Source organism: Metabacillus endolithicus, assembly GCF_023078335.1.
In the GTDB taxonomy this organism is placed as follows: Bacteria; Bacillota; Bacilli; order Bacillales; family Bacillaceae; genus Metabacillus; species Metabacillus endolithicus.
In genome coordinates this window covers 4172819-4187527 of sequence record NZ_CP095550.1, presented here as the reverse complement: position 1 = coordinate 4187527, position 14709 = coordinate 4172819, and the positions used below count along the sequence as shown (strand labels likewise).

15 protein-coding genes are annotated in these 14709 nt (G+C 36.2%); 4 read left to right on the top strand and 11 right to left on the bottom strand.

Annotated features, from left to right (window positions below; all coding sequences use genetic code 11):
• Positions 1-9 precede the first annotated feature (9 nt).
• Together MVE64_RS21070 and MVE64_RS21065 are read left to right on the top strand one after the other, a co-directional pair.
• Positions 10-1275, top strand: coding sequence for an erythromycin esterase family protein (locus MVE64_RS21070; RefSeq protein WP_247341109.1), 1266 nt, complete (start codon positions 10-12; stop codon positions 1273-1275).
• A gap of 115 nt (positions 1276-1390) precedes the next feature.
• The gene (locus MVE64_RS21065) at positions 1391-1579 is read left to right on the top strand and encodes a hypothetical protein (RefSeq protein WP_098798479.1); all 189 of its coding nucleotides are present in this window, start codon (positions 1391-1393) and stop codon (positions 1577-1579) included.
• Positions 1580-1666: 87 nt separating this feature from the next.
• Here MVE64_RS21065 and MVE64_RS21060 read toward each other — a convergent pair whose 3' ends face one another.
• Both MVE64_RS21060 and MVE64_RS21055 read right to left on the bottom strand, forming a co-directional pair.
• Positions 1667-2656 (bottom strand): YcdB/YcdC domain-containing protein, encoded by a 990-nt coding sequence (locus tag MVE64_RS21060; protein ID WP_247341107.1) that lies wholly within the window; start codon positions 2654-2656, stop codon positions 1667-1669.
• Positions 2657-2670: 14 nt separating this feature from the next.
• Entirely contained in the window at positions 2671-3069 is a 399-nt protein-coding gene (locus tag MVE64_RS21055) for a YcdB/YcdC domain-containing protein (protein ID WP_247341105.1), read from the bottom strand.
• 203 nt (positions 3070-3272) lie between these two features.
• Between MVE64_RS21055 and MVE64_RS21050 the strand changes: the two genes are divergently transcribed.
• Entirely contained in the window at positions 3273-4211 is a 939-nt protein-coding gene (locus MVE64_RS21050; protein ID WP_247341103.1) for a 3'-5' exonuclease, read from the top strand.
• Positions 4212-4290: 79 nt separating this feature from the next.
• Here MVE64_RS21050 and MVE64_RS21045 read toward each other — a convergent pair whose 3' ends face one another.
• A complete protein-coding gene (locus MVE64_RS21045) occupies positions 4291-5352 on the bottom strand; it encodes a hypothetical protein (protein ID WP_247341101.1) in 1062 nt (353 codons plus the stop codon).
• A 199-nt stretch (positions 5353-5551) separates the two neighbouring features.
• On the opposite strand from MVE64_RS21045, the gene MVE64_RS21040 reads away from it, so the two are divergent.
• Entirely contained in the window at positions 5552-6250 is a 699-nt protein-coding gene (locus MVE64_RS21040; RefSeq protein ID WP_247341099.1) for a DUF421 domain-containing protein, read from the top strand.
• 121 nt (positions 6251-6371) lie between these two features.
• Here the strand turns inward: MVE64_RS21040 and MVE64_RS21035 are convergent, their stop codons facing one another.
• The 8 genes from MVE64_RS21035 to ablB all read right to left on the bottom strand — a co-directional run bounded on the left by MVE64_RS21035 (position 6372) and on the right by ablB (position 14700).
• Positions 6372-7490, bottom strand: a complete 1119-nt coding sequence (locus MVE64_RS21035; RefSeq protein ID WP_247341097.1) for a 5-methyltetrahydropteroyltriglutamate--homocysteine S-methyltransferase — start codon at positions 7488-7490, stop codon at positions 6372-6374.
• A gap of 264 nt (positions 7491-7754) precedes the next feature.
• On the bottom strand, positions 7755-9017 hold the full coding sequence (locus MVE64_RS21030; RefSeq protein ID WP_247347176.1) for a peptidase: 1263 nt from the start codon (positions 9015-9017) through the stop codon (positions 7755-7757).
• Positions 9018-9055: 38 nt separating this feature from the next.
• A complete protein-coding gene (locus MVE64_RS21025; protein ID WP_379050640.1) occupies positions 9056-9718 on the bottom strand; it encodes a 3-oxoacid CoA-transferase subunit B in 663 nt (220 codons plus the stop codon).
• 6 nt (positions 9719-9724) lie between these two features.
• Positions 9725-10519 (bottom strand): CoA transferase subunit A, encoded by a 795-nt coding sequence (locus MVE64_RS21020; protein WP_281730407.1) that lies wholly within the window; start codon positions 10517-10519, stop codon positions 9725-9727.
• On the bottom strand, positions 10485-11873 hold the full coding sequence (locus tag MVE64_RS21015) for an aspartate aminotransferase family protein (RefSeq protein ID WP_247341093.1): 1389 nt from the start codon (positions 11871-11873) through the stop codon (positions 10485-10487). Before MVE64_RS21015 ends, MVE64_RS21020 begins: the two co-directional genes overlap by 35 nt.
• Positions 11874-11904: 31 nt before the next feature.
• On the bottom strand, positions 11905-12177 hold the full coding sequence (locus tag MVE64_RS21010; RefSeq protein WP_247341091.1) for a YokU family protein: 273 nt from the start codon (positions 12175-12177) through the stop codon (positions 11905-11907).
• Positions 12178-12215: 38 nt separating this feature from the next.
• The gene (gene kamA / locus MVE64_RS21005; RefSeq protein ID WP_247341089.1) at positions 12216-13604 is read right to left on the bottom strand and encodes a lysine 2,3-aminomutase; all 1389 of its coding nucleotides are present in this window, start codon (positions 13602-13604) and stop codon (positions 12216-12218) included.
• A gap of 244 nt (positions 13605-13848) precedes the next feature.
• On the bottom strand, positions 13849-14700 hold the full coding sequence (ablB, locus tag MVE64_RS21000; RefSeq protein ID WP_247341087.1) for a putative beta-lysine N-acetyltransferase: 852 nt from the start codon (positions 14698-14700) through the stop codon (positions 13849-13851).
• Positions 14701-14709: the final 9 nt, after the last annotated feature.

The following is a 14709-nucleotide window of genomic DNA, read 5'->3' as shown; positions in this document are numbered from 1 at the left end:
GAATAAAAAATGCCCAACAAATTAATTCAAGCGATTAAAGATTATTCTAAGCCAATACATGAATCAGAGGATTTAGATTCTTTGATAAACGAAATTAGTAACCACCAATTTGTCCTTCTCGGGGAATCTTCTCATGGTACTTCTGAGTTTTACACAATGAGAGCAGAACTTTCGAAAAAACTTATAAAGGAAAAAGGATTTACATATCTTGCAGTTGAAGGTGACTGGCCAGCATGTCAACAAGTAAATAGATATATTAAAGGTATTGATAAACAATCCTCACATGCACGTGATGTGCTAAAATCCTTTAATCGCTGGCCAACATGGATGTGGGCCAATGAGGAAATGATTGATTTAATTGAATGGTTAAAAAAATATAATCAAAATCAACCTGATGACAAAAAGGTTGGTTTCTATGGAATAGATGTTTACTCTTTATGGGAATCAATTGATGATATTATTAGGTATTTAGAAAGAACAACTCCTTCTCAAGTTGAAACAGCAAAAAAAGCTTTTGCTTGTTTTGAACCATTTAATCGTCGCCCAGAAAAATACGGAATTTCTGCTTCATTTTATGGTGAAGGCTGTCACGAAGAGGTTTCCAAATTATTAACAGATATCCGTCTGAATAAATCAAATTATTCAAGTAATAAAGAAAATGCATTAGACCTTGAAGTAAATGCCATCATTACAGCAAATGCTGAAAATTATTACCGAACAATGGTATTGAATGATAATGAATCATGGAATATTCGTGATCGTCATATGGTAGAAATCATTAATAAAATCCATCAATTTTATGGAGAAAATGCAAAGGGTATTATTTGGGAGCATAACACCCATGTTGGGGACGCACGTGCAACAGATATGGCTAATGAAGGAATTGTTAACGTAGGGCAGCTCTTAAGGGAACAAAAAGGAGAAGACAACCTTTTTATCATTGGATATGGTACACATCGTGGAACAGTTATTGCAGCAGATCAATGGGGTGTAAACCTTGAGAGGATGGTAACCCCTCCCGCTCAATCTGGCAGTTGGGAAGACTGTATGTATCAAGCAGGTTCATATGATAAATATTTAGTATTCAATGAACAAAATAAGCATCTTTTCAATAAGACGATTGGTCATCGTGCAATTGGAGTTGTCTATAATCCTGCTTACGAACATTATGGAAATTATGTACCATCAAACATGTCAAATAGATACAATGCTTTTATTTATATTGATCAGTCAAATGCTCTAAGTCCCATCGAGGTACAAAAGGTCCTACTATAATTAAGGTAAAGAGTTAAATTTTACTCCCTTCTTTCTTATAAGTAAAGGCTAGAAATTAATTTTTCCCTTGTTATAATGCTAAATGGATAGATTATTTTCATAAAGGTGGGCATTTATGGGGAACACATGTCGGTTTGTTGTCAATGCGGTAGGTAAAAAGGGAGAAACTTACTATACCCAACTAAACACAAAAAAAGAACTTGAAAATTGGATAACAGACCATCAAGACAAATTATTAATGGATGAATTAAAAATCGTAGACAAGAAATTACCGCCTTTCTTAAAATGGTTTTTGAACAAATAAAATAGAAGCATAAGTAGATATTGTGGTATCTTCTTATGCTTTTTCCTTTTTTATAAAGTTATTTATCTGTTGGTGGTGGAGTTGCTTTTAAAAATATTCTTTAGATACGATTACTTCTCCATTCTGTGCATCGATAAACGCGACCTTTCCTTCCAGCCTCGGAAAATCTGGTACATAAACCAATACATAATGAGAAGTATGATCCTGATACTCTATTTTCCATTCAAGCTTCACGTCAAAGTCTTTTTGATAATTTCTCACAGCTTCCTGTATAGAAATGTCTGGCTTTGTATTTATTTTTTTAAGATCCTCAAGGTTCATGTCAGGTCCTAGGTAATGATCGATCGTCCCGGTTGTTCTGTTCACACCTATCCATGCTGAACCAAATCGATTTCGAACATTACCCCAATGGATGTTAAAGTGGAAATGGATAAAATTCCCCTCTTCTTCATCTTGAGAAATTCTCCTAACCATTCGTAAAAACTCATCAGCATTCGGATAGAGTGTAAACAAAAACTCTAGCGCAAGCTTCTTACATTGTTCCTCATTAAGAAATAATTCTCCTTTTCGATCAAGAAATGAAAACACCCCCCGCAAGTGATTAGTTTTCTTGTCATGCTTAAACTTTAGTGTAAGCTGATTTCTCTTCTGAAAAAAATCACTAATTGACGTTCCTTCAACTTCACTAGTAAAATTCTTTGGTCTCCAAACCGAACCGATTTCATCACCTAAATCACTTTCACGAATTTTCTCATATTCATCTTCATTAAAACCAATCAGCTCGTTAAGTAACCTCTCTATTTTAGGAGGAGAAACCAACTCCAGTTCTTCTTCTGTATCTTCTTCAACATCCTCTAACACACTTGTCCCATCAGCACACAAATAGCTGAAAGGGAAAGACGGCTCATAAACAAGCTTTGATGAAGCGCCAGTAAAGTTATATAACTCATTAGATAGATTTGTAGTTTGTAATTCCATTTCAAGTTCTCGTAGAAATCTTTCCTTTATCTTTTCTTTTTCCATAATTAATTGTGGAATTCTAATATCCTCAGCCATTCCCACATATTTAAATAGCACCACTTCTCCATCTTCTAATATTGACAACCAAAATCCGGTGTGAGGAAGAATAAACCTTCTACTTTTTGCACATATGAAAGTCTATATCCTCTATTTTCTTCTCTTTTCCATTCCTCAAATGCAAACTGCTGAAGTGCCGAAGGGTAATGATTTAAAACAAAGTCTATTGCCATTTCATACAACTGTTTCTCAGAAAAGATTAAGGCTGATGGTGATAGTAGGTCTTTATTTAAATCAAGTAGTGTTCCATTCGTACTAATCTCAATCCAAATACCATTATCTTCATTCTTTCTATGTTTCCAAGCAAAACAAGCAACCTCTTCTTCTAATTGTAACTCTTCAATTTCTAAATCAAAGTCTTCAGTGACCTTCCCAATTTCTAACGCCCGTTCTCTTAACTCAGTTATATTCATGTCATTCTCCCTTCTAGTTTTTAGAAAGTAATGCTATAAATTATTACGGTTCATTTTCATAAAAGTTCCTAGTAAATTGTCTGATTTTTACAATCATGACCTATTTAATCTATAAAAATTAGTTAAATCTCCATTTTACACTTATTGGATCTTTTCATTTTAAACTTTCCCCCATATAATTACCTGTTAAAGGGGGGAAATGAATGGCGGACATTAAACAATATATTTTCTTTGATTTCGAGATGTTATGCTCTGATCAAGGGATGGCTTTTGAGAAGATGGAAGCCATTCGTTTGGGCGCCGTAAAATATGAGCTAGATTCAGAAGAAATTTCATATTTTGATCGATTTATTCGACCAGAAAATAGAAATCCATTAACTAACTTCTGCAAAACGTTAACGGGTATTGATGATACTGATTTAGAAAAAGCTAGCGATTTTAAAGACGTTTTTGCTGATTTTCTTGAATGGATTGGCGGGTTAAAGAAGTCTCAATATTTTTCCTGGTCTCCAAGTGATTTATCACGTTTAAAAATCGACTCATTAAAACATAGCATCCCAGAACGGACAATCAGAAAAATTGAAACACGATATACAGACTTTCAAGATATTTTCAAAAAAAGAGTTTCTAAGAATAATATATCGGTTGAGGATGGATTATCTCTGTACGGATTAGAGTTTCTAGGTGAAAAGCACAACCCTATGTATGATGCTTACAATACACTTCGTATCTACCAAAGCTATTTGTGTGAACCAATTAAGTCTGACATGATCATGCTAAAACAATTTATCTTTGAAGTAGAATCTCCTGAAGACATTAGGATGATAAACCTACAGCTTTCTAAACAGCTGCAACAAGATGCGAAAGAGATAACAGAACAATTACGCGAAATATATCGGATACGTGATGTTAAAAAGCTCTTAAAGCCCATAAAGAGACTTTCTCTAAAATATGAAAATGTATTTTTAAATCGATCCGGAATATTTACTAAACAAAATGTATGTAATGCCGAGTGCTTTCTTTCGTTTTATCAAGATTTCCTATTCACTTTTGAAGAACATTTTGCACATTCATCGAGAGTTGTTATATTACATGAATATATGCTTAACCCATTAAAGCAATTAATCTCAACAAACACTTAAACCCCACCTTATAGTGGGGTTTTTTTAGTGTCGATCATTTATTATTAACTTTAACTGAACAAATATATCTACGGTTTCATTAGTCCTCTATTTTTCTTATTAACGCTTGATAAAATCTTTCAGGTTCATCCGGTGAAAGATGTACTTTCTTTACTTTTCTCTTAAAGCCATACATGAATTTGGCTTCCTGCTCACAAGTAAATTCGATTTCAAAAATTGGCTTTTCTTTCATAAAATCAGGTAGTACTGCATCAAAAACCTTTTTACTCTCTTCTTTGGACAATTTTTCGGGACCATCATAATAGTCAATGCTTTTTATTTCTTCTAAAGGTACGATTAACTGCTTTCCTAATCCAATCTGTAGAGACACAAGACGGTCAGTGATTATAAAAGGTGTTAGACGAATTGCGTTAATTTCAGCTAATAAAAAGAAAAGGGTGTACACATTTAAAACAAGTGAGATGATTGCCACAACCTCATTCCAAGAATGAAGCAGAAAATGAAACCCTACAGATTCGAGAATCAAAGCGTGAATCAGCATGATATTTAATGCCAGAGAGCTTGATTTTTTATGGTACGTAAACATTTCTTGATTATTACGTATTGTTAGTGACTTTTTTCTCCAAGTGCAAAGACTAAAATAAAACATAGAAAGCTCAGATACGATGATATTTAAGAATCGTGAAGGCTTTAACTCATGATAAATAGACTGTTCTATTCGATATTGCAGAGTAGGAATTTCCGTTTGATGTGTTTTTACTCTTTTTAAGATAGCAGGTATTTTTGTTATTAATTTATAAACAATATAAAGCTCAAGTAATAGTAATGCAGCTTCCCCCGCAAACAGCAGATATTTCACAAAGGAATAGGAAGAAAGTAGTCCGTTCGGTACAACGAGATAAGCAACTCCATAGCCTGCTAGTGCAACAGGAAGTAAATATTTTAATGAGTAACGTTTTCTGATGATAAAAAAGTACGCTAATAATGGAATAACAATAATAAAATCAAACAAAGAACCTAGTGCAACCCCATTAGGAAGCGGTTTCACAAATTCCACACGATACAGCATGGTATTGGCTGTGATAATTAATGAAAGAAGAATAAAAAAACTAATTAGGCTTTTCTTTGATATAGCATGCATAATGAATGCCTCCTTTCTTCTATTATATAAGAAAAATTAGGAAGAAATAGGTGTAAACAAAGGTAATTTATTACAATTTGATGGCGAGTTTTTTCATTTTATTTAACTGATGGAATTTATTGTGATGTGTAATAAAATACATAATTTAAGCTAAAAGGAAAAAGAATATAATATATAAATTTCATTTAGGAGAATGAATATGTCGATTATAGAATTAATATCAAGAATCGCTATTGCCTTTACTACGCTATTAGTTTTAACGAGAATTATGGGACGAAAAGAAATTTCTCAAATGACCTTTTTTAACTTCGTATCTGGAATAGCAATAGGTACGATTGGTGCTTCATTAGTAATCAATTCCACAGTTTCAATTAGAAACGGCATTATAGCATTGGTCGGATGGAGTCTTTTTACAATTGCTCTTGGTTATATTGATATCAAATCGAAGAGAGTACGTACAGTTATTGAGGGACAGCCACGAATTTTGATAAAAAACGGGAAAATTATGGAGGATGAACTTCGTAAAGTGCGACTAGATGTTAATGCATTAAATGCCTTACTTAGACAAAAAAATGTATTTTCAGTCCTTGATGTTGATTATGCAATTTTCGAAACGGATGGTAAGTTGTCCGTCATGAAGAAAGAAGCCCAACAGCCGTTAACGAAAGCGGATATGAATATACAATCAACAAAACCAGTCTATTTCCCAATCGCTACTGAGGTAATTAATGACGGAAGAGTAATCTCAACAAATCTACAAAAACTAAACCTAAATCAAGAATGGCTTGAACAGCAATTGCAACAATCCGGAATCGAATCGATATCAGATGTATTTTACGCTCAAATTCAGAAAGACGGAAGCCTCTATATTGATACAAAAAATGATTTGATACATTAACAAGCAAAAGAGGCCGTACCAGTTCGGTACAGCCTCTCTATTCGACATACTTCGGGTTGTGCCTGTCACTTGTCAAAATCTTCATTCGACATACTTCGGGTCGTGCCTGTCACTTGTCAGACTACTTCCAAGCACTATTCGCAATATCAATAACGTGGCGAACCTTCGCCCATTGCTCTTCTTCAGTTAGTAAGTTACCTTCTTCTGTGGATGCGAAGCCACATTGCGGACTTAAGTGTAACTGATCTAAAGATACGTATTGTGCTGCTTCGTTAATTCGAGCTTTAATAGCATCAGCATCCTCAAGTGAAGGTGTTTTTGTTGTGATTAGACCCAACACAACGTGAAGGTCACTTCTCTTAATGTGGCGAAGTGGCTCAAAACCACCTGAACGACTATCATCAAACTCTAGGAAAAGACCATCAAGGTTAAGTTGTCCAAAAATAATTTCTGATGCGCCATCATAGCTTCCAGAAGAGGCATAGGATGATTTGTAGTTTCCACGACAAATATGCATTGTCATAACCATATCATCCGGCTTAACAGAAGTTACTTCATTTACTGCATGTTTAAACTGATGGATAAGTTCGTCTGGATCAGACCCAAAAGCTCTCACAAGGTTACGACTGCTCTCATCAAAAAATAATGCCCAAGCCGTATCATCCAGTTGTAAGTAACGGCAGCCTTCATTATAAAATGCAGTTACTGCGTCTTTGTAAGCTTGAATGAGATCTACATAAATTTCTTCTAAACTACTATAAAATTGTTTTTCAAAATCACTGCCGATTCCTTCTCTAAAGAAAATCATATTTGGACTTGGAATAATCATTTTTGCAATATGACCTTCGTTACCAACTACTTCTTTTAAGAAACGGAAATGCTCCAGCATATAATGATTATTAAACTTAATTTTGCCATTAATCCGAATATTAAAAGCAGAAGTCTCCACATCATGGAATGGTACACCACGCTCAGTTTCAACAACCTCAATACCTTCTAATCCAGCTAAGTAATCGAAGTGCCACCAACCGCGTCTAAATTCTCCGTCAGTAATTGTTTTTAAACCTACTTCTTTTTGCTTAGCAACTAAATTTGTAATTTCTTCATTTTCTATTTTCGTTAATTCATCAGTTGTTATACTTCCTTCGGCATGCTGTTTACGTGCATCTTTTATACGCTGTGGTCGTAGGAAACTTCCTACATGATCAAACTTTGGTAAAGTAGAAACAATCGTACTCAATATGTATCCTTCCTCTCTTTTTGACTCCATAAGCAATTAAGGCTTTTAAAATAGAAATCTAGTACGGAATCATTCTTGCTACAAATGATTATACACATTTTTTCATCATTCACCTAATTTCGCGATTGTATATTTCCTCTATTTAGAATTTTCAAGAAACTTATATAAAAATAATTATGGCTCTCTAGTATGTATTTTACGCCAATCCCTCCTATTTAAGAGATTAGCGTATTGTAAAGTGAATATTCTAAATGAAAGCGACTGCTACCGTTCAACTCCACACCAATCAACAATTGTTAGCGCAATAATTTCAGCAGCTTCAAAAACTTTATTAATTTCAATGTATTCATTTGGGTAGTGCGCTTTTTCAGTAACACCCGGTCCAAACACAATGGTTGGAGTTGAACCAACTGTAGTTAACAAGCCACCATCTGTTCCCCATGGAGATGCTTCAATAACTGGTTGCTCACCTGTAACTTTTGAGTAGCTTTTTGATAATGAAGACATGAATGGATGATTAAGATCAATTGAACCCGGAACCCATCTTGCTCCAAACCATTCAAGAGAAACTGGATATTTAGCAAACCACGGATCTACTGTTTCTAGGGCCTGAATCCACTTCTCAAATTCTTTTTGAGCTTGCTCTATCGTCTCATCGGGAGAAATCCCTACTCTTCCTTCTAAGTTGACAAGATCAGCGACAGATGAGGGCCAATCTCCACCTTCAATTTTCCCTATATTAATAGGGATAGGAATAGGGATATTCTTATAGAGGGGATCTGTAATACGCTCATTTCTACTTTTTTCAAGTTTTTTAATATGTTCAATAACGACCATAGATTTTTCAATAGCACTGACCCCTTCATACCGTGTTCCTCCGTGTGCAGCTAGACCTTTAACATTTAACCGAAACCACATTGATCCCTGCTGCTTCGGGAATATTTTCATATTTGTCGGCTCAGGAATGAGGGCAGCATCAGCCTGGTAACCTCTTAGTATCGCTGCTAGTGTGCCAGCGCCTCCACTTTCTTCTTCTATTACACTTTGAAAAATAACATCTCCCTTCAATGGGATACCTAGTGCACGTAGAGCAGATAATGCCAAAAGAAGGGAAACATTTCCACCCTTCATATCTGTTGCACCACGACCATAAAGCTTTCCATCAACAACCTTCCCGCTATAAGGTTGCTGATCCCACTGTGTTACATCACCCTCTGGCACAACATCAATATGTCCGTTTAATATAAGAGATCGGCCTTCACCAGTTCCCTTTAATACACCAACAACATTTAAACTGCCTTTAAATTTATTTCTTGGTGAAGCAAAGTAAGGATGTTCAACTAGCTGTTTCCCCTCAGGCTCCCACGCATCCACTTTTAAACCAATTTGACGTAGCTTTTCAATAACAATTGTTTGAGCTTTTCGCTCATTCCCTTGAATACTATTTTCTTGAACTAATTTTTGTAATAGCTTTATTCCATGATCATGATTATTAGTAAGCCATTGGTTTATTTGTGCCCGAAGCATCTCTCGTTCTTCGTTCACCCTTCATCCCCCATCTCTATTTAGTAGGTACAATTCTTACTATTTTCTGATAGTTGTAATTTAGCATTTGTTAGACTCACAACTTCTTCAACTGAATATGGTTTCATCACTTCTTTTAAGAGTAAACCCTCATTTGTTACTTCAATTACCGCCATTTCTGTAATAATCATGCTAACACACCTTTTTGCGGTTAAAGGAAGTGTACATGTTTTAACAATTTTGGACTGCCCTTTTTTATCACAATGATTCATTAAAACAATGACTTTTTTCGCTTTTTTAGCTAACTCCATCGCCCCACCAATACCAGGTATTCGTTTACCAGGTACAATCCAGTTTGCCAAATCACCTTCTTCACTCACTTGCAGTCCACCAAGAATGGTCATATCTAAATATCCTGAACGAATCATTCCAAAAGCTGTTGCACTATCAAAATAAGATGCTCCCGGCACGATCGTCACCGGAAACCCAGCTGCATTGCACAAAGTTGGATTCTCTTCTCCCTTTTTGGGTGACTCACCCATTCCTAAAATTCCGTTTTCTGCCTGAAACATAACCTGTAGTTTTTCGGGTAAATGATTTGGTACCAGTGAAGGAATTCCAATTCCTAAATTCACAATCATTCCTTCTTCAATTTCCTTAGCTGCACGTTTGGCAATTCTATTTCTAGCATCTAATTCTGCCATCACTTTCTAACCTCCCCTTAACGAATTTCGACATAAACAGTCAAAACCCGGGAAGTGACAGGCACCAAATCCACGTCTCCTCGGAACAGGCACCATCACTCCCAAAGCCCATTTCCAATCGATCCCTTCGCTTTGTACGACAATGTCAACGTATACGCCTGGTGTGATGATGGCTTCTGGGTCAAGTGCTCCTGTTTCGACGATTTGTTCAGCTTCGACGATTGTATATCGACCAGCCATTGCTACTAAGGGATTGTTATTTCGGGCACTTGTTTCATAAACAAGATTTCCGAAGGTATCTGCTTTTTTGGCGTAAACAATTGAAACATCTGCAGTGAGTGCTGTTTCTACTAAATAGTTTTGATCGTTTATCTTGATTTTTTGTTTTCCTTCTTCAATCATGCTATCAATCCCGATATCAGTGAGAATTCCTCCAAGACCAACTCCACCTGCCCTAATTCGTTCTGCCAATGTTCCTTGAGGACAAAATTCAACTTCCATTTTCCCATCTATCATCAACTGCCCTGCAACCGGATTTGACCCAATATGGGAGACAATCATTTTTTTCGCCCTTCCTTGACTGACCACTTGCCCAATTCCTATTGTAGGAAATCCAGCATCATTTCCTATGAGTGTTAAATCCTTTATTCCCTTTTGAAGTATGCCATTTATAATAGTTGGTGGATTTCCTACTCCTCCAAATCCACCAAACATAAGTGAACATCCATCACTAATTCGGGAAAAACCTTCATCTAAACTCCCAACTTTATTTATCCTCTTTTTGGACATTGATTGCTTCATGGTCTGTTCCCCCTGTTAGTCCTAGCTCCTTCTGAATGTCGGAGACAACTTCCATAAGAATAGAAACAAGTTCCTCTATTTCTTCTTTTAAGATAATAAAGGGAGGAGAAATGATAATCGCATCTCCACCTACCCCATCTTGACCTGCGGAGGATGGATAGATTAATAAGCCTTTTTCTCTAGCTTTTTTTACTATCTTGTTCGTAACAGCACCATTATTATGAAATGATTGCTTTATATTTTTGTCAGAAACAAACTCAACCCCAATCATTAGTCCTTTCCCACGTATATCGCCAATTATTTCAAGGTTGGATAATTCTTCTTTAAGTCTTTTCAGCAAGTATGTGCCATTTTCTTTTACCTTATCTACTAGGTTATTATTCTCAATATATTCTAAAACAGCTAAAGCACTTGCTGCTGATTGAGGGTTGGCACTATACGTATGGCCACTCATGATAGAATTTGAGCCTTCTAGAATCGGTTTCATCACTTTTTCACTCACGAGAGTTGCAGCCATTGGAGTAAAGCCTGCACTCATCCCTTTTCCGAGTGCAACAATATCAGCCTTTACTCCCCAATGATCCAGGCCGAACATTTTTCCAGTTCTCCCGATTCCCGTCATCACTTCATCTGCTATAAATAAAATGTTGTAGCGATCGCATATCTCTCTAACTTTCTGATAATATCCGTCCGGAGGTACGATCACACCTCCTGCTGCACCAATAATTGGCTCAGCGATGAAACCAGCAATATGATCAGCTCCAATTCTTTTTATTGCTGCTTCCACTTCATGTGCACACATTAACTGACAAGTTGGATAGGTTTTATCAAAAGAACATCTGTAGCAATAAGGAGCTGTAACAGAGGGATAATCCTCAAGTAAGGAAACAAATCGTTCCCTGCGATTTATGTGCCCAGACATAGATAACGCACCGAGGGTGATCCCATGGTAGCTCACCCACCGCGACAAAATTCTTTGCTTCTTAAAATTCCCTTGTTCCTGCCAATATTGAATTGCAACCTTCATCGCGGTTTCCGTTGCTTCTGATCCGCTATTTACAAAAAAGGACCAATAATCTTCATCAGCATCAACTAGTTTGTTTAATTTCTCAGCCAGACGTTCAGCAGGCTCTGAAGTAAATTGAGAACGATAAACAAATGAAACTTTATTTGCTTGATTCTGCATGCTTTTAATAATTTCGTATACCCCATGACCAAGGCTCGCTGTAACTGCACCTGAGGATCCGTCAATATATCGCTTGCCCTTATTATCGTATAAATAAATCTCCTTCCCATAACTCACTGTTGGATATTGCTCATTCATGGTTGGTTTAATTAATAATGACCGCTTCATACGATCGCCTCTTTCTTTTACATAAACAACGCTAAAATTTAAAATAGTTGCGTTTTAAAAACCTTGGCATTGTCATTAACGATTGGAAAGAAATCACTTTATCCACTTTCTTTGTATCAATAAGAAACAACTGATCTTCTAGCTCCTCAATTATTTTTTCATCTTGATATTCCATCCCACATGAGGCACATTTCATACCAGGTGTATCGGTAATTTCAATGGCACGCGTTCCATCAGGCAGCTCCCAAAAAACAGTACAGGTTATCTTTGTTACATTAGCGGATTCACACCATTCACATTTCATTTAAAATGATGACACCTCCCTTGCCCTCTGTTTACTAACTAACTTTCTTTCTTTTGTTGTGCCTGAAACTTTTTCTCCTTTAACTCATCTCGCTTTTCGCGCTTATCTTTTATTGTTGAATAGTTCGGATCTTCCTGGAAACTCTGTCTACGGTGAAGACGTTCCAATGACTCTGGTACAAGATTAAATTTCTCATCATTTAATAAAGAGGTAATTCCAGTTTTAGACGGTTTGATATTTTCCGCGCCATAAATCTCATTAAAGTAATCATCTGCACGCCCTGCAATATACTTTTCCGGTTCTGGATACGTTGTGATCACTCCTTCAAAGTTGCGTAGTACCGTTTTAGTCGGACTTTGGGAAATCACATAGTTTGGTTGTAAAGTAATTTTCCCTCCTCCACCAGGAGCATCAACAACGAAGGCTGGAACAGCATAACCGCTCGTATGTCCACGTAAGCCTTCGATAATTTCTAATCCTTTTGAAATCGGCGCTCTAAAGTGTCCGATCCCTTCTGAGAGATCACACTGATAGATGTAATAAGGTCGGACTCTAATTTTAACCAAGTCATGCATGAGTTTTTTCATGATCGGCACACTGTCATTTATTCCCGCTAAAATAACAGCCTGATTGCCGACAGGCACACCTGCATCAACAAGCATTTCACAAGCACGCTTAGATTCTTCTGTTATTTCAATAGAAGTATTAAAGTGCGTGTTTAACCAAACAGGATGATATTTTTTCAAAATATTACAAAGGTTTTCTGTTATTCGTTGCGGAAACACAACAGGTGCTCTTGTGCCAATCCGAATGATTTCCACATGTGGGATTTCACGCAAATTTTTTAAAATATATTCTAAAATTGTGTCATTTATTAAAAGTCCATCTCCACCAGATAATAGAACATCCCTAACATCTGGTGTATTACGAATATAGTCTATTGCCCCATCTAGTTGCTTCTTAGGCACCCCCATCCCAATTTGCCCCGAAAAACGACGGCGGGTACAGTAACGGCAATACATAGAGCATTGATTCGTAACGAGAAAAAGCACACGATCTGGATAACGATGTGTTAAACCTGCTACAGGAGAATCTTCATCTTCCTCTAACGGATCTTCTAAGTCATATTTGGTTTTCTTTATTTCTTGGCTAATCGGAACAGATTGCATTCGAATTGGACATCTCGTGTCAGTTGGATTCATAAGTGATGCATAATAAGGAGTAATATTGAGTGGGATAGTTTTTGTAGATATTTTAACACCCTCTTCTTCCTCAGGTGTTAAGTCAATGACTTGTTTTAAATCATCAAGAGTTCGGATTGTATTTGTTAACTGCCAAATCCAATCATTCCATTTTTCATCCGTAACATCTTTCCATAAACTAATTTCCTTCCAATGACGGTCCGGTTTATATAAATCATTCAACATGAAGATTTCCCCCTTACATTTGCTATTCACAAATTATTAAGCAAGATCTGTGCCAACTATAAGAAGGGAAACCATTTTCTTTAGATAAATCGTTATGTCTAAGCATCTGGAAAAATAATTTATGTCTACTCTTCATAAAAAGATATTCTTTTTCACTATAAAAAAAGCAGCAAGTGCCAAGATTCGGGCAAACAACGCTTATGAAACTTGCTGAAAATTCGGCAGCATGCTAAAAACTCGGCAGTTAATGAGAGAGATCTTTCACCCATACATTCATATCTTCAAGCTTATCAAATATATAACAGTTCTTAGTCAATCTCCCATTGTATTCATAACCAAGCTGATAAAACGCTGCATTCATCCCAAAGGATAGTGACCTCGCAATTGAAAATGCACAAAAAATCCCATTATTGCGTAAATCAGTTTCAAGAAATAATAGCAGCATTTTCATTAACCCGTACTTTCTATGTTCTGGCAATGTTGCACAGTCTGTTAACTCAGCATTTTTAAAATCAATGTTCACATCTGCAGAAGCAGCACTAACTAGTAAGTTGTTGCTTTCCACTACATAAAAAAGATTGCCGGCACTAATCATTTTTTTTACATAGTCTTTATTATTCATCGGAGTTGGATAAATTTCAAACACCTTACCATATAAATTGGCGAGCTGTTCAGCATCGTTAATTTCAGCTTTGCGGAAATGATAATGAGCAGGTAAGTCTGTTTCATTTATTTGTCTTTCTTTTTGAAAGACTTTTTCAAGAATAGTATTCTCTTGAATCCAGTGTTCACTTGTTCTTCTTTTATCATCTAAATACTTTGTCATAATCATGTTATCAGCACCATTAAAATATCCTTTTATTACTGCTTCCAACTCATATCCTTTTGATAAAAGGTCCATCCATTGCTCAGGGCGTGTGAAAAAAATAATTTTTTGAAAGGTATTTTCTGCGCTTAATCTTTCTATTTCCTGCAAAATCATTGTCATATTTCCCCGGTAATGATCGACGCGAATTCGTTCATTAAAATAGTCTAAATACAGTTGCATGACATAGCGGGATGTTGAAATTTTCTTCGTTTCGGAAGTCAAGGTCATTGTATCCAC